Origin of the sequence: Parvularcula sp. LCG005 (genome assembly GCF_032930845.1) — a bacterium.
GTDB lineage: Bacteria > Pseudomonadota > Alphaproteobacteria > Caulobacterales > Parvularculaceae > Parvularcula.
Window position 1 is genome coordinate 3,030,585 of sequence record NZ_CP136758.1, and the last position, 14,370, is coordinate 3,044,954.

Below are 14,370 nucleotides of genomic sequence, written 5' to 3' on the forward strand. Positions count from 1 at the left end.
TCCAGCCGAGGCGAGGATGGTCCCATACCGTCCAAGGCCCCCAAGGTCCACGGGGGCGAAGGGCTTTTTACGAGGGATGATGCCGATTAGGCGCTATGGCGGCTATATAGGCCATCCAACGCTGCGCTTCAAACAGGGCGGCATTGGCCGCTTTGCCTGGCAATAGCCCGACATGAACGACACCAAATTCGCCCAATGCCTGACTAAGGGTCCCACTATTCGTACCAAGTTCGATATGGGGCACGGGGCGGTCGGGCTCAAGGCGTTGTTTGACTTTCCTCATGCCATCAGGTGCTGCATCGGCCGGTGTGATATAGGCGATGAGTTTGGACCGCTTCTGAATCACAGTGTCATAGCCGGACACCACCTGCCCGGCGCCACGGGCCAGGCCGAGCGCATTCAGCACCCGGGTCAGCAGCCTGTCACCCAGGTCGATGCTGAATGATTTCGGATCCGTATCGTCAGGCAGCGGGGTCGCTGCCTTGAAGGCGCGAGAGAACTGACCGCGCGCAATGGCCTTTTCCAGCAACGCGGCATCGGCAGACAGCCATGCCCCGCGACCGGGTAATTTTTCGGACAGGTCGGCCATCAGATGCCCGTCAGGCGTCCGCACAAAGCGGATCGCATGGGCACCGGGGGCCAGCGCCTCGCCACTGGCGATGCATTTTCGATCGTTATGGCGAGGCTTGGGCATGTTGACAGCAGGGGAGGCTTTTACGCCTCCACGCCTTCTTCTTCCTCATCGGTGTCCCAGCCGACATTGCGGCGGGCCTGGGCGATGATGTGCTCGGCGGTGTCAGGCTTGATGCGGAATTTCTCCAGCATGCCCTCATAGTGCTTCTTCTCGCCGTCAACGCGCTCGGTCCAGCCGGTCATGTCGTCCGCCACGCAGCCTGCAAGGTCTTCCATGTTCAGGATGCCTTCCTTGGCCAGGGCCACGATCATTTTCAGATCAAGGCCTTCGACTTCCAGAAGATCGTCAGAGACGCCCATCTCAACGCGCTGCTTGTCGAGGTCCGCCCGCTCACGCTCGAGCCAATCCAAGGCGCGGGCCTGCAGTTCTTCGGCCGTTTCCTCATCGAACCCTTCGATCTCGGCGATTTCTTCAAGGTCCACATAGGCGATCTCTTCAACCCGGGCGAAGCCTTCGGAGACAAGGAGGTTGGCGATCATGTCGTCGACATCGAGCACCTTCATGAACAGGCCGGAACGCTCGGCATATTCTTTTTGGCGTTTCGCGCTCTCTTCTTCCTCGGTCATGATGTCGATCTCATAGCCGCTGAGCTGGCTGGCGAGACGGACATTCTGGCCGCGGCGACCAATGGCGAGGGACAGCTGGTCATCGGGAACGACGACTTCAATGCGCTCAAGCTCTTCGTCGAGGACGACCTTGGCGACTTCGGCCGGGGCAAGGGCGTTGACGACAAAGGTCGCGGTGTCTTCCGACCACGGCACGATGTCGATCTTCTCCCCGCCAAGCTCCCCGACGACGGCCTGAACGCGGCTGCCGCGCATACCGACGCAGGCGCCGACAGGGTCGATCGAGCTGTCATTGGAATAGACGCCGATCTTGGCGCGACTGCCCGGGTCGCGGGCAACGGCCTTGATCTCGATCACGCCGTCATAGACTTCCGGGACTTCCTGTTCGAACAGGCGGGCCATGAATTGCGGATGGGTACGGGAAAGGAAAATCTGCGGGCCACGGGGCTCACGGCGTACTTCAGCAATATAGGCGCGGACACGTTCGCCCTGGCGCAGGGGCTCGCGCGGGATCTGCTGGTCGCGGCGGATGACCGCTTCACCCTTGCCCAGGTCGACAATGACGTGGCCATATTCGATGCGCTTGATGAGGCCGGAGATGATTTCCTTCTCACGATCCTTGAACTCGTTGTACTGATTTTCCCGCTCGGCATCGCGCACTTTCTGCGTGATGACCTGTTTGGCGGCGAGGGCGGCAACGCGGCCAAAATCAACCGGCGGCAGCGGATCGGACAGGAACGCGCCGATCTCGGCTTCCGGGTTCTGCTTGAGAGCGTCTTTCAGCGCGATTTCCGAGGCTTCGTTCTCGACGACCTCAACCACTTCCATCAAGCGCCACAGACGGGTTTCGCCAGTGCGCGGATCGATCTCGGCACGGACATTCGTCTCAGCACCGTAGCGTGAGCGGGCGGCGCGAGACAGCGCGTCTTCCATCGCCTCGATGACGACCATCTTGTCGATCGACTTTTCACGGGCGACCGCGTCCGCGATCTGCATCAGTTCAATCTTGTTGGCGGTAACGGCCATTTTATCACTCCCGTTTCACTGGTGTGGGTTGGGGCGAATGCCCCCATGTTTCAATTCGGTTCGATCAATCCGATTCCGGATCGTCGATCATCCGGCAGGTGCCGGTATACTGGTAGCTGCGGACAGGCCCCGGTTTGTGATGAATGCTGCGAATGGCATGCATCGGCTTGGACGTGTCATTGTTCTCGGCAAAGATCGTCCAGAACATGGGGTACTTTGCCTCTTCATAGGGCGTGACGAAGGTGATCTGATCTTCCCCGACCATGACGATGAGCGGAAGGTTGCCCTTCTGCTCGTCGATTTTCTCGGCACGGGCCGTCTCAATCCACAGGCGGAAGGTTTCTTTGCTCTCATCCGGGTAGAACGGCTCAAAATTGCCTTCAGGGGCCGTACCGGCCACGCCGATCGGAAAACTGCAGGACAACAGAACACTCGATAGCATGTTGAGTGAGATCATCTGACGCTCAATGTGGTTGCAGTGCGCATGGTCATGGTTCGACTAGACGGACCCTTCGCGCTCGATCACGAGAATACGCGCAGGGCCAATGGGGTGGGCGACATGCTCATCGCCATTATCGGCAACAAACATGTCCGTGGTATTGAGAACGACGCTCCTGGTCTCGCCATTCTCCTTGTACTTCATTTCAACCTTGCCATCGAGGACGACAAAGACTTCGCATCCGTCATTGATGTGCCATTTATAGGGCTGGTCGGTCCAGTGAAGGCGGACGCTGGTGCCGTTCAAGCGCGCGATGTCGCGGGCGCCCCACGGACGGTCGGCAACGAAATCGCGCACATCAGAAATCACACTCGGCATTGCTACCTTCCCAGGCCCCCGGCCCGATTTTCAAAAGGCGCCGGCCCGCTTTTTGTCTTCATTTCGTCAGTAGTGGTTCCTGAGATACACCAATTGTCCCACGCTATTTGATTTGGTGTTTTGACATCAGCGTATTCTCCACGCTGCGTATACGTACAATAACAACGTTTCTCAGACTCGACCCAAGCGCCGCCATCATCGAGGCAGGAGTCAATTTCTCCGCAGCCCACCATCAAGAAGCTTGAAACTGACGCGAATATGACAGAGGACTTTTGCTGCCCAAATACATCAGAAGCCCTCATGACGGTTTGTTCCCGCCTTTGGGACCGTCTGCATTCTCGCTCCACTGTGCATCACCTTCCTTCAGGCCCGCTTTGGCGCGGCGAAGGCTTTCCGTGATCAGATCATCGGTCAGCACAAGCTTGGCTGCCTTGATCATGGAGAACGGGACCAGCGCGGTTTCTTCCTCGCCATCAAGATCGATCAGGACGTCGTTTTCTTCTATGCCCGCAAGGACACCCTTGAACCGTTTCTGGCCTTCGACCTCCTGGTTCAGTTCCAGTTTGGCAGCGAAACCATCCCAGCGCTCAAAATCCTTCAGCCGGGTCAGGGGCCGATCGATACCGGGGGAGGAGACCTCCAGCGTATAGCGGTCAGAGATCGGGTCGGCATCGTCCATCACCACGCTGATCGCCTTGGACAGCTTGGCGCAATCCTCCGCTGTCATGGTGCCGTCCGCTGTCTCGGCCATGATCTGCAGGGTTTGGTCGCGGGAGCCGGTAATGCGCAGGCGGATCAGCTCATACCCGGTCGTCTCCACGACAGGTTCAAGCAGGTCACGCAATTGTTCTTCAATCGGAGTCATGGTCACCCAACAGGTTCGGGCTACGAAAAAAGCGGCCCTGGTGGGGGCCGCTTTCGATCCGAACCGAAATGCTATGCTTTATCCTTAGACCAGCGAGAAGGGCTTGTCAGCCCCTCTTTTCGTAAGGTTAGCCAAGGGGTGGAATACGCAGGACCTGCCCAGGATAGATCTTGTCGGGGTCCTCCAGCATTGGCTGGTTCGCTTCGAAGATGACGAGATATTTCGACGCATTGCCGTAATGGTCCTCGGCAATCTTGGACAGGGTGTCGCCGGATTTGACCTCATAAAAGGTCGAGGCGTCAGCCTGGTCGTCCTCGACCTCCAGCTGGCTTTCCACCTCCGACACGCCCTTGTGGTTGCCCGCGGCGATGACGATCTTCTCTTCCGCTTCGCGGTCCTTGACCTTGCCTTTGAGGATGACACGGTCGCCGTTCTTCTCGGCAGTGACATTCCCGGTGTCGGGCTTCTTTTCGCGCGCCTTCTCGAAGGTCGGGAAGAGACTGTCCGGCGTCATGGCGTCGGCTACTCGGGCACCCGCTTCTTTTACAAAATTGAACAGGCCCATGGTCGATCTCCGATCTTTTGATGATGATGGAAAGAAAACCGCCCGCTGCGACATTCGTTCCCGTGACAGGGCGGAACAGCCCTTGCCCGATCCGGGTTCCTGGCAAGGCAATTTCGCCGACAGCAGATGGACCTAAACCATGGCCAACACCGATCACGGCCCGTCAATCAAAGACACCGAGACCTATGAAGCTCTGCGCGAGGATGGCACGAGCAAGGAAAAGGCGGCGCGCATCGCCAATGCCCAGGCGAGCAAGGACATGCATCCCTCCGAAAAGGGCGGCCACGCCCAAGCCTATGAGGACTGGACGAAAGACGACCTCTACGATCGCGCTCAGGAGCTCGACATTGAAGGCCGGTCGTCAATGACCAAAGAGGAATTGATCAAAGCTTTGCGTAATCATTAGGGGTTAGGCTTCGCACCTGAAGGATGTGGCGCGGCAAGGCTGTAGGGTGATTGCGCCTGTCATCCCGGCCGTCTACCGACACATCCAGTATCGAAACGCGAAGACCGACCATGACCATTGCTGCCATCATTGTGAATTACGGCACGGGCAAGCTGATCCTGGATCATCTGATCCAGATCCGTGAGGAGCTGGCCACAGTGCCCGGCAGCCATCTCTACATTGTCGATAACCTGTCACCGAATGGTGACGCGGCTCTCCTGACCGAAGGCACCACGGGAATGGATGACGTCACGGTCATCGGCGCTCCGCGCAATGGTGGCTTCTCTTACGGCAATAATCGCGGTTTTGACCAAGCCATCGCCGACGGCGGCTACGACCATTATTATCTCCTCAATCCTGACGCCTATCCGCGGCCCGGCTGTCTCAAGGCCCTGCTCGCCTTCATGGCGGAGCATCCCAAAGCAGGCCTTGTCGGCTCACGACTGGAAGGGCTCGATGGACATATCCAAAGCTCGGCCTTCCGGTTCATGTCGCTGGAAAGTGAGTTCGCCAGCGCCGCAAAGCTGGGGATTTTCAACCGTCTTTTCGCCTCCAAAAGGGTCGCGCGTCCGCCGCAGGACGAGGCGCACAAAACCGATTGGGTCTGCGGTGCGTCCATGCTGCTGACGGCTGAGGCGCTGGAGAAGGTTGGACTGATGGACGAGAAATACTTCCTCTATTTTGAAGAAGTGGATTTCCAGCGCGCCATCATCAAAGCCGGGTTTGAGATCTGGTACGTCCCCTCGGCCCACGCGATCCATCTGGTCGGTCAGTCCACGGACATGAAGGATGGCAAACAGAGCGCTGGCACGGCCCCGGACTATTGGTACGACAGTCGCCGCTATTATTTCGAGAAGAACCACGGCGCCGCCTTTGCCGACAAGGCGGATCGCGCCTGGGCCTGGGGCAAGCGGGCCGGGGGCCTGAAATCCCTCCTTAAAGGACAGGGCCTGTCTTCGGTCGACCGTGATATTGCGGGTCTCGAGGCGGCCAGAAAGCGCGCGGCGTCATGAGCGAACCGAACGAGAATCTGCCCGCGCCTGCGATGGGGTCAACCAACGCAAACCCGCCCGGCATCAAGTTCTGGGACCTCGTCAAGGAAGATGCCCGCACTCAGGAGCTGGGCATCAGGAGCCAGGGATTCTGGGCGCTTTACACCCATCGCTTTGGCAATTGGCGTATGGGTCTGCCCAAGGGCTTCCGTATTCTTGGAACCCTTTTCTACCGCTTCATGGCCAAATGGACGCAAGTGACCTGCGGCATCGATCTTCCCTATACGGTGAAAGTCGGCCGTCGCGTACGCCTTGAACATTTCGGCGGCATGATCCTGATCGCGGAAAGCATTGGCGACGATGTCACCATCCGTCAGAACACGACCTTTGGCATCAAGAAGGTGGACGGCGAACACCTGCGCCCGAAGATCGGCAATCTTGTCGACATAGGCGTCGGCGCTGTCATCATCGGCGGCGTCACTGTGGGTGAGGGCGCGACGATCGGGGCAAACGCGGTGGTGATCAAGGATGTGCCCGTTGGCGCGACGGCCGTCGGCGTTCCAGCACGTATTCTGGTCCGGGCATAATGCTCAGCCACAACGGGCAAATTTGAGATAGGCCGGGGGCCGCCCCTCACGAATGGCCTTTTTTTCATAGCGGGTCTGGGGCCAGTCTTCGGGCCGATTGGTCCAGTCCGCTTTGCGGTTGGCCGTCCACTGAAAATCCTTGTTCCATCTGTTGTGAATCTGCACACGCATCAGCGTCCATCGCACATAATCGGGAATATCCGACGCCACGCGCAATTCACTGCCGGTCTGTAGCAATCGCGCAGCATGGGCAAGGAAAGGCGCGGAAATCATCCGCCGTTTGAAATGCCGCGATTTGGGCCAGGGGTCCGGGTGCAGCACGAACATCCGGGACAGGCGCCGGTCGGGAATGGCCGCCATCAAGGGGCGCACATCGCCATGGCAGACCCGGACATTCTTGAGATCGTACTCATCAATCAGCGCAAGGAGCTTTGCCACGCCATTGATGAAGGGCTCAGCGCCTATCATCAGCACGTCGGGGTTCTGGGCGGCATGCCAGGCGAGGTGTTCCCCGCCGCCAAAGCCGACCTCCAGCCAAACATCGCCCTGATGGGCGGCGACAATGCTCTTAACCGTGTCAGGGGTAACGGCGACCTGCGGCAGCAGATCGCTCATTAGATTGGAATGACGCGTCCGAAGCGGTTTGTCCTGGCGACGGCCATAAACGCGGTCATCGGTCCATTCGGGCGACGTCATAAGGGCCTCAGGCAAATGCGCTTTTCAGCTGGTCTGCAAGGTCCGTTTTCTCCCAAGGGAAGCTGCCATCGGCACCCGGTTCGCGACCGAAATGACCATAGGCGGCTGTCTGCTGGTAGATTGGGCGGTTCAGACCAAGATGTGTCCGGATGCCCCTCGGCGTCAGATCCATGACCTCACGCAGCACGTTTTCCAGCTTGGCCGGATCCACTTCACTGTCGGTCAGGTCCACATAGACGGACAGCGGCTTGGAGATCCCGATCGCGTAGGACACCTGGATCAGGCATTTGCGCGCCAGACCGGCAGCCACAACGTTCTTGGCCAGATAGCGGCAGGCATAGGCCGCGGACCGGTCGACTTTTGTCGGATCCTTGCCTGAGAACGCTCCGCCGCCATGGGGCGCTGCGCCGCCATAGGTGTCGACAATGATCTTCCGACCCGTCAGGCCGGCATCGCCATCTGGTCCACCGATGACGAACGCACCTGTGGGGTTCACGTAAAGTTCGTCTTCAGCCGGCATCCACCCTTCGGGCAGGATATCCTCAACAAACGGACGAACGAGGGCGCGAACATCGTCTTGGCTCAGGCCCGCTTTGTGCTGGGTCGAGACAACGACCGAGGTGGCCGCCACAGGGCGACCATTGTCATAGCGCAATGTAACCTGGCTCTTGGCGTCGGGCTGGAACTCAGGACGTGTCCCGGCATGGCGGGCATCGGCCAGTGCCTTCACGATCCGGTGAGAATAGGCGATTGGCGCCGGCATCAGCTCAGGCGTCTCATCGGTAGCAAAACCGAACATCAGGCCCTGATCGCCGGCACCTTCGTCCTTGTTACCGCTGGCGTCGACACCTTGGGCGATTTCAGCGGACTGGCCATGGACGTAACAGTCAATATCGGCGTTTTTCCAATGGAAGCCTTCCTGCTCGTAACCGATCTGGCGAATCACCTTGCGCGCTGTCTCGATCATTTCTTCGTGCGAGACGGTTTCTGCGCAGCGTGTTTCGCCCGCCAACACAACCTTGTTGGTCGTCGTCAGCGTTTCCACAGCAACGCGCGCCTGCGGGTCACGGCTCAGGAAGAGATCGACGATTGCATCGGAAATCTGATCCGAGACCTTGTCAGGATGGCCTTCGGATACCGATTCAGATGTAAACAGATAGGAATTGGCCGACATGGGTGCCCTCTCAGAACATATAAGGAAAGCTTTATGTCCTGCGCTTGGACCCAATACAAGTGGTCGAACTAGTTTTCTTCGTTATCAAGTCCGTCGGAAAGCGTCCGCACCAGATCGAGCACCCGGCGCCGCACCTGAGGGTCTTCAATTCGGCTGAATGCACGACATAGCTGCATGCCTTCGGGGGTCGCGAGCATGGCAAGGAAGTCGGCACGTTCGTCCTGATATTCAGGCGCACCCTTCTCGGCCAAGCCAATCATGTTTGTCGCGGAATCGCCGAAATCGTCGTAGAAAAACTGCACCGGCACGTCGAGAATACGAGCGATGTCGAACAGGCGGCTCGCGCCAATACGGTTGACGCCTTTCTCATATTTCTGGACCTGTTGAAATGTCAGGCCAAGTTCTTCGCCCAGCTTGTCCTGACTGATCCCCTTCATCATGCGGCGCAGCCGGACGCGACTTCCCACATGGATGTCCATGGGGTGTGGTGCCCGTTTATTGAGCTTTTCAGCCATTCAAAACCTCAAATCACTGCATCGCAAAAACTTGGGTTTAGTAGATGCGATTTTCACTGCGGCGCAAGCCGGTAAACCAACATAATAATACAACCAGGGCGAGAAGGCCAATATAGGGTATGCTGCCCAACCGGTCATAGGGTGTCCTGCTGATTGAACGAGGCAAAGTTTTTGTGATTGCCCCAGCTTCGTATAGCGGGAGTGACTCAACAATCCGGCCATAAGGGTCGATCAGCGCGGAAATACCGGTATTGGCCGACCGCGCCATCGGCAGGCCGCTCTCAATCGCGCGAAGGCGAGAAATATCAAGATGTTGGCGAGGCCCGGCATTGTCTCCAAACCATGCGTCATTGGTCATCACCACCAGCCATTCGGGACGCTGGTCCGATGGATAGAGCTGGCGCGGAAACACATCTTCATAACAGATGAGCGGCGCGAAGGGGTGAGGACCGATCGACAGCGTCCGAGGCCCAATTCCTGGCGTGAAACCATCGTCTACCGGGGCAAGCTGCGACAACCCAAGGGCTGTCAGAAGGCCCTTCAGGGGCAAGTATTCGCCGAACGGAACCAGATGATGCTTATCATATATGGCGAGCAGCGGCTTTTCACCCTCCACCGTCTCTCCGAACACCACGGCACTGTTGCCATACCGGATCGTCTCAGTCTCATCGCGATAATATCGGAATGTCCCCGCAATCAGGGTCGTACCGGTTGGTAGTGCCGAGCCAAAATATCTTGATGCGTCAATAGCTTGCGCCAGATAAGGCTCTGCATTCTCCGGCCATACCGCATAGGTTGTACGCTCCAGGCTGGCAGCATCTTGGGTCAGGCGGACGGTGCGCTGGAAGATGGCATCGCGCTTGTCCGGATCAAATTTGTCGATCTGCGGCACGTTGGGCTGAACGATGACGACGTCGACATCCGTCAGCTCATTGGCGGCCGTCGCCAGCCTGATGGCGCCGAAACCCAGGAGGGCGATGACGCCACCAACCGCACCGGCCAACGGTTTCAGGTTTACATGGGCGCGGCTGAACGCGACGGCTGGCAGACTTGCAATGATCAGGACCACGAGGCTGAGGCCGTAAGGCCCGATCCAAGCGGCCAATTGCGCCGTCAGGGCGGTCCCGGCAAAGCTTTGGCCGATCAGATTCCAAGGAAATCCCGTCAGAATGTGACCGCGAGCGTATTCAAACAGACTGATGGTGAGCGGCAGCAGAAACACCCGTGACAGGTTGAAACGCCATAACGGCGACGCTGCCAAGAGGGCCAGACCGAAGAAGAGGCCTAGAAAGGCCGTCAGCAACGGGATGGCGATTGGGATCATCCAGCCAAACGCGTCGGCCTGCACCAGAAATGCATTCGCGAGCCAACGCAGGCTGAACAGGAAATATCCAAACCCGAACGCCGTGCCGGTGACAAAGGCGGCCCAGTGGGGCCGTCGTCCTGACCGCGTACTGTCCATCAGCCAGATCAGGCACGACATGCCCACAAAGAGGGCCGGCAAGATGTAGAGCGGTGCCAGCGCCGTTGCCGTCAGCGCGCCAAAACCGAAAGCCGTCAGATAGCGCTGCCAACTTTGCAGCTGCCCGATATGCCGGGCAGAACGGTTGATCAGAGACAGAGGTCCCCGATCACTCGTCACGGGGATCCGCAGGGACGGGTTCAGCCGGGGCGGCGTCGCCAATGCTGGCCAGACGGATCAGAATGCGCCGGATGCGTCGGGGATCGGCATCCCGAACCTCGAAATCATGTCCATCCGGATGCGAAATGACCTCGCCTCGCAAAGGCACACGGCCTGCCAGAGAGGCCACAAGGCCGCCGAGCGTCTCGGCATCATGGTCTTCAAGTCGCAGGTCGATACCAATTTCACCAGCCAGATCTTCCAGCGGGGTTCGGGCATCGGCATCCCAGCGCTGGTCGCCCATCTGCTTGAGGTCGTAGCTGTCGCCCATATCGTGCTCATCACGGATATCGCCGACGATCAGTTCGATCAGGTCCTCGATTGTAACCAGGCCATCCGTGCCGCCATATTCGTCAATGACGAGCGCCATGTGGACGCGGCTGACCTGCATGCGCAACAAAAGGTCTGTCACCGGCATGGACGGCGGCACATAGAGGATCTGACGGATCAGGCCTTCGAGAACGGGCCGTCCCTCTCGCGCCGCCTGCGCCTCAGGGTCAGCGAGGACGCCCACCACATCCTTGATGTGCACCATGCCGACGGGATCATCGAGATCACCGCGATAGACGGGCAGGCGGGAATGGTTGGCTTCAGAAAAACATTTGAGAAGATCGTTGAGGGCAACGTCGAAGTCCACGCCGATAATATCGGCTCGCGGAATGGCCACGTCGTCCACGCGTTTTTTGTCGAACGCGATAATGCGATCGATCATGTCTCGCTCGGGCAGCGACAGGGTGCCGCCGTTTCCGGTCGTTGCGTGTTGCATCATGGTGTCGTGGTTGTCGCTTCGCTGACGTCTGCGCGCCAACAGGGCGAGCAGCCCTCGTTTTGTGTCTGGTGTCTGAGTCTGCCCCGCGGGTGCGGGGCTGATAGACGGCGCGGCGCCGTCGGGCATTGCCTTCTCCTCTGTCACGCCGACCCGTCTGAATAGGGGTCGGCGATGTCCAATTGCGAAAGGAGGCGGATTTCGAGTGTTTCCATCTCCTCCGCCTCTTCCTCGTCTATGTGATCATAGCCGAGTAAATGTAAAACACCATGCAGGACAAGATGCGTTAAATGGTGGGCAAAGGGGATGTTTTTTTCCGCCGCTTCCCGTGCGCAGGTCTCATAGGCCAGCGCCAGATCGCCCAGTGGCGGCGTCTCTCCTTCGCCGACAGGAAAATCATCGGCGGGAAAAGACAGGACATTCGTGGGCTTGTCCTTGCCGCGCCATTCCAGATTCAGGCCGTGCACTTCGCTGTCATTGGTGAACAGCGCGGAGACGTCACCATAAGAGGCTTCAACGGACAGGGCACCAGAAAGGATGCGCGCCACATTGGCCGTCACCTCCTCCACCGGACATGATGCCCACCGCTCATCGGCAATTTCGATATCGAAACAGATCATGCCTGGCGCGGGGCTGCCCGTCTGGCGGCGCGATCATCATAGGCCTTGACGATATCACGCACCAGACGATGGCGCACCACATCATCCCCGGTGAACCGGGTAACGGCCACGCCCTCAATGTTGGTCAGAAGGCCCAGCGCATCGGCAAGGCCGGATTCGGACGGATTGGGCAGGTCGGTCTGGCTGGGGTCGCCGGTGATGACCATGCGTGATCCTTCGCCAAGACGGGTCAGGAACATCTTCATCTGGGCGATCGACGCATTCTGCGCTTCATCGAGGATCACATAGGCTCGCGCGAGCGTCCGGCCGCGCATGAAGGCGAGCGGGGCGATCTCGATCTCGTTCTTCTCGATCCGCTTGTCCACCAGGTCGGCATGCACAACGTCATAAAGGGCGTCGTAGAGCGGGCGCAGATAGGGGTCGACCTTCTCCTTCATGTCGCCGGGCAGGAAGCCAATCCGCTCACCTGCTTCGACGGCCGGGCGGGAGAGGATCAGCCGCTCGACTTCACCACGCAACAGCATGGATATGCCGTGCGCGACCGCCAGATAGGTTTTCCCCGTCCCTGCAGGGCCAACACCGAAGACCAGCTCGTTCTCGCGCAGGGCATTCATGTAATGGGCTTGGGCCGGGGTGCGCGGCGTAATCGACCGGCGCGGCAGCGTCAGGGTCAGGTCTTTGGGCGCGGGTTTGCCGGTCTCTGCATCCGCTTCTCCCTCGCCCAGCAGGCGCAGCGCCGCCTCAACGTCAGGCAGGCTGAGCTCCAGTCCCTTCTGAAGGCGCTGATAGAGCGCAGTCAGGGCGGCGCGGGCTTCCTCGCGCGCGCCCTCCGGACCTTTCAGGGTAATGGTGTTGCCGCGGGGCAGGAGCTCAACACCAAGGCGTTGCTCCAGCAGCATCAGATGGGTGTCATGAGGACCGCACAGCTCGACAAAGCGGGCATTGTCCTCAAAGGTCAGTGTTTCGGTCGTCAAGCTGCATCCCTTGCCAGCGAACCCGCCAGGCTGTTCGTCATTGTGCCGTCAATGCGCACATCGACGATCTGCCCCAACAGGGCCGGGTCACCGACCGCGAAGACAGACTGCAGATATGGTGACCGGCCGATCAGCTGGCCAGCCTGCCGACCATGTTTTTCAAACAGGACGGGCAGGGTCCGGCCCACTTGTGCGGCGTTGAATGCCTGTTTCTGGTCTTCGAGCAGGGCCTGCAGGCGCTGCAGGCGCTCATTCTTGACGTCCTCTGCCACCTGCTTGGCCATGGTCGCGCCTGGCGTCCCCGGACGGCGGGAATATTTGAACGAGAAGCAGCTGGCGTAATTGATCTCCCGCACCAGGGCCATGGTGTCCTCGAACGCCGCATCATCCTCACCGGGGAAGCCGACAATCATGTCGCCTGAGATGGCAATGTCCGGCCGTGCGGCGCGGATTATCTCGATCGTGCGAATATAGCTTTCTGCCGTGTGGCCGCGGTTCATGGCCTTCAGGATGCGATCTGACCCGGCCTGCACGGGGAGGTGCAGATAGGGCATCAGCTTTTCTTCCTCACCAAAGGCAGCGATCAGCTCATCGTCCATGTCCCGCGGGTGGGAGGTGGTGAAGCGGATCCGGTCGATGCCGTCGACGCGCGCCAGGTGGCGGCAGAGTTGGCCAAGGCCCCATGCGTCGCCGCTGGTGCCCGCGGGGGCTGGTGACTGCCACGCATTGACGTTCTGGCCGAGCAGCGTGATCTCACGCACCCCTTGCGCGGCCAGCTGGCGCACTTCGGCGGTGATCATGTCCACATGTCGGGAAACTTCCGCGCCGCGGGTGTAAGGGACGACACAGAAGGTGCAGAACTTGTCGCATCCCTCCTGCACCGTCACGAACGCCGTGTAGCCATCGGCTTCGCGGTGCGCCGCCAGCGCGTCGAACTTCTCTTCAACGTCAAAATGGGTTTCCAGCACCTCGCCCTTGTCGCGGGCGGCGCGGGCGATCATTTCGGGCAGCTTGTGATAGCTCTGGGGCCCAAACACGATATCCACCTGCGGCGCACGGGCGGTGATCTCCGCGCCCTCGGCCTGCGCAACACAGCCAGCCACGGCGATCTGCATGCCGCGCTCTTCTTTCAGGGGTTTGAGGCGCCCGAGCTCAGAATAGACTTTCTCCGCCGCTTTCTCGCGAATGTGGCAGGTGTTCAGAATGACCAGATCGGCGTCATCGACCACGTCCGTCGGCGCATAGCCGAGCGGCTTCAAAAGCCCGGTCATGCGCTCTGAATCGTAGACGTTCATCTGACAGCCCCAAGTCTTGACGAAGACCCGTTTGACCGCGGTGGTGGTTGTGTTTTCTGACATTGTTCTGGGGCCTTAGACGAACAAAGCGG

General features: G+C 59.4%; 17 protein-coding genes. 3 read left to right on the plus strand and 14 right to left on the minus strand.

Features of this window, described 5'->3' with window-relative positions:
• Window positions 1-67 precede the first annotated feature (67 nt).
• The 6 genes from RUI03_RS14415 to lysM all read right to left on the minus strand — a co-directional run bounded on the left by RUI03_RS14415 (window position 68) and on the right by lysM (window position 4,533).
• Window positions 68-694 (minus strand): DUF448 domain-containing protein, encoded by a 627-nt coding sequence (locus tag RUI03_RS14415; protein ID WP_317288165.1) that lies wholly within the window; start codon window positions 692-694, stop codon window positions 68-70.
• Between the two features lie 20 nt (window positions 695-714).
• The gene (gene nusA, locus RUI03_RS14420; protein WP_317288166.1) at window positions 715-2,286 is read right to left on the minus strand and encodes a transcription termination factor NusA; all 1,572 of its coding nucleotides are present in this window, start codon (window positions 2,284-2,286) and stop codon (window positions 715-717) included.
• Between the two features lie 64 nt (window positions 2,287-2,350).
• A complete protein-coding gene (locus tag RUI03_RS14425) occupies window positions 2,351-2,743 on the minus strand; it encodes a hypothetical protein (protein WP_317288167.1) in 393 nt (130 codons plus the stop codon).
• Between the two features lie 42 nt (window positions 2,744-2,785).
• The gene (locus tag RUI03_RS14430) at window positions 2,786-3,103 is read right to left on the minus strand and encodes a hypothetical protein (RefSeq protein WP_317288168.1); all 318 of its coding nucleotides are present in this window, start codon (window positions 3,101-3,103) and stop codon (window positions 2,786-2,788) included.
• A 298-nt stretch (window positions 3,104-3,401) separates the two neighbouring features.
• Window positions 3,402-3,968 (minus strand): ribosome maturation factor RimP, encoded by a 567-nt coding sequence (gene rimP, locus RUI03_RS14435; RefSeq protein ID WP_317288169.1) that lies wholly within the window; start codon window positions 3,966-3,968, stop codon window positions 3,402-3,404.
• A gap of 127 nt (window positions 3,969-4,095) precedes the next feature.
• The gene (gene lysM, locus RUI03_RS14440) at window positions 4,096-4,533 is read right to left on the minus strand and encodes a peptidoglycan-binding protein LysM (RefSeq protein WP_317288170.1); all 438 of its coding nucleotides are present in this window, start codon (window positions 4,531-4,533) and stop codon (window positions 4,096-4,098) included.
• 139 nt (window positions 4,534-4,672) lie between these two features.
• Here lysM and RUI03_RS14445 point away from each other — a divergent pair, with 139 nt between their 5' ends.
• From RUI03_RS14445 to RUI03_RS14455, 3 genes are all read left to right on the plus strand, one after another.
• The gene (locus RUI03_RS14445; protein WP_317288171.1) at window positions 4,673-4,939 is read left to right on the plus strand and encodes a Rho termination factor N-terminal domain-containing protein; all 267 of its coding nucleotides are present in this window, start codon (window positions 4,673-4,675) and stop codon (window positions 4,937-4,939) included.
• A 110-nt stretch (window positions 4,940-5,049) separates the two neighbouring features.
• Entirely contained in the window at window positions 5,050-5,991 is a 942-nt protein-coding gene (locus RUI03_RS14450) for a glycosyltransferase family 2 protein (RefSeq protein WP_317288172.1), read from the plus strand.
• Window positions 5,988-6,557, plus strand: coding sequence for a hypothetical protein (locus tag RUI03_RS14455; RefSeq protein ID WP_317288173.1), 570 nt, complete (start codon window positions 5,988-5,990; stop codon window positions 6,555-6,557). The genes RUI03_RS14450 and RUI03_RS14455 overlap by 4 nt, the downstream gene beginning before the upstream one ends.
• A 3-nt stretch (window positions 6,558-6,560) precedes the next feature.
• Here RUI03_RS14455 and trmB read toward each other — a convergent pair whose 3' ends face one another.
• From trmB to miaB, 8 genes are all read right to left on the minus strand, one after another.
• Window positions 6,561-7,253 (minus strand): tRNA (guanine(46)-N(7))-methyltransferase TrmB, encoded by a 693-nt coding sequence (gene trmB / locus RUI03_RS14460; protein WP_317288174.1) that lies wholly within the window; start codon window positions 7,251-7,253, stop codon window positions 6,561-6,563.
• A gap of 7 nt (window positions 7,254-7,260) precedes the next feature.
• Window positions 7,261-8,427: a methionine adenosyltransferase gene (gene metK, locus RUI03_RS14465; protein ID WP_317288175.1), complete on the minus strand. Its 1,167-nt coding sequence runs from the start codon at window positions 8,425-8,427 to the stop codon at window positions 7,261-7,263.
• Window positions 8,428-8,495: 68 nt separating this feature from the next.
• Window positions 8,496-8,942, minus strand: a complete 447-nt coding sequence (locus RUI03_RS14470; protein WP_317288176.1) for a helix-turn-helix transcriptional regulator — start codon at window positions 8,940-8,942, stop codon at window positions 8,496-8,498.
• A 37-nt stretch (window positions 8,943-8,979) separates the two neighbouring features.
• Entirely contained in the window at window positions 8,980-10,584 is a 1,605-nt protein-coding gene (lnt, locus tag RUI03_RS14475) for an apolipoprotein N-acyltransferase (RefSeq protein WP_317288177.1), read from the minus strand.
• Window positions 10,574-11,518 carry a hemolysin family protein gene (locus RUI03_RS14480; protein ID WP_317288178.1) on the minus strand — a complete coding sequence of 315 codons (945 nt, stop codon included), beginning with the start codon at window positions 11,516-11,518 and terminating at the stop codon, window positions 10,574-10,576. Before RUI03_RS14480 ends, lnt begins: the two co-directional genes overlap by 11 nt.
• A gap of 14 nt (window positions 11,519-11,532) precedes the next feature.
• A complete protein-coding gene (ybeY, locus tag RUI03_RS14485) occupies window positions 11,533-12,009 on the minus strand; it encodes an rRNA maturation RNase YbeY (protein ID WP_317288179.1) in 477 nt (158 codons plus the stop codon).
• A complete protein-coding gene (locus tag RUI03_RS14490; RefSeq protein ID WP_317288180.1) occupies window positions 12,006-12,983 on the minus strand; it encodes a PhoH family protein in 978 nt (325 codons plus the stop codon). Before RUI03_RS14490 ends, ybeY begins: the two co-directional genes overlap by 4 nt.
• Window positions 12,980-14,341: a tRNA (N6-isopentenyl adenosine(37)-C2)-methylthiotransferase MiaB gene (gene miaB / locus RUI03_RS14495; protein ID WP_317288181.1), complete on the minus strand. Its 1,362-nt coding sequence runs from the start codon at window positions 14,339-14,341 to the stop codon at window positions 12,980-12,982. The genes RUI03_RS14490 and miaB overlap by 4 nt, the downstream gene beginning before the upstream one ends.
• Window positions 14,342-14,370: the final 29 nt, after the last annotated feature.

What these genes read in the sequence shown, in the direction of transcription:
- RUI03_RS14445 (WP_317288171.1), top strand. Translation starts at nt 4,673, where the DNA reads ATGGCCAACACCGATCACGGCCCGTCAATCAAAGACACCGAGACCTAT.
- RUI03_RS14425 (WP_317288167.1), bottom strand. Translation starts at nt 2,743, where the DNA reads ATGATCTCACTCAACATGCTATCGAGTGTTCTGTTGTCCTGCAGTTTT.
- lysM (WP_317288170.1), bottom strand. Translation starts at nt 4,533, where the DNA reads ATGGGCCTGTTCAATTTTGTAAAAGAAGCGGGTGCCCGAGTAGCCGAC.
- trmB (WP_317288174.1), bottom strand. Translation starts at nt 7,253, where the DNA reads ATGACGTCGCCCGAATGGACCGATGACCGCGTTTATGGCCGTCGCCAG.
- ybeY (WP_317288179.1), bottom strand. Translation starts at nt 12,009, where the DNA reads ATGATCTGTTTCGATATCGAAATTGCCGATGAGCGGTGGGCATCATGT.
- nusA (WP_317288166.1), bottom strand. Translation starts at nt 2,286, where the DNA reads ATGGCCGTTACCGCCAACAAGATTGAACTGATGCAGATCGCGGACGCG.
- RUI03_RS14480 (WP_317288178.1), bottom strand. Translation starts at nt 11,518, where the DNA reads ATGCCCGACGGCGCCGCGCCGTCTATCAGCCCCGCACCCGCGGGGCAG.
- RUI03_RS14415 (WP_317288165.1), bottom strand. Translation starts at nt 694, where the DNA reads ATGCCCAAGCCTCGCCATAACGATCGAAAATGCATCGCCAGTGGCGAG.
- RUI03_RS14430 (WP_317288168.1), bottom strand. Translation starts at nt 3,103, where the DNA reads ATGCCGAGTGTGATTTCTGATGTGCGCGATTTCGTTGCCGACCGTCCG.
- RUI03_RS14470 (WP_317288176.1), bottom strand. Translation starts at nt 8,942, where the DNA reads ATGGCTGAAAAGCTCAATAAACGGGCACCACACCCCATGGACATCCAT.
- miaB (WP_317288181.1), bottom strand. Translation starts at nt 14,341, where the DNA reads ATGTCAGAAAACACAACCACCACCGCGGTCAAACGGGTCTTCGTCAAG.
- RUI03_RS14450 (WP_317288172.1), top strand. Translation starts at nt 5,050, where the DNA reads ATGACCATTGCTGCCATCATTGTGAATTACGGCACGGGCAAGCTGATC.
- metK (WP_317288175.1), bottom strand. Translation starts at nt 8,427, where the DNA reads ATGTCGGCCAATTCCTATCTGTTTACATCTGAATCGGTATCCGAAGGC.
- rimP (WP_317288169.1), bottom strand. Translation starts at nt 3,968, where the DNA reads ATGACTCCGATTGAAGAACAATTGCGTGACCTGCTTGAACCTGTCGTG.
- RUI03_RS14455 (WP_317288173.1), top strand. Translation starts at nt 5,988, where the DNA reads ATGAGCGAACCGAACGAGAATCTGCCCGCGCCTGCGATGGGGTCAACC.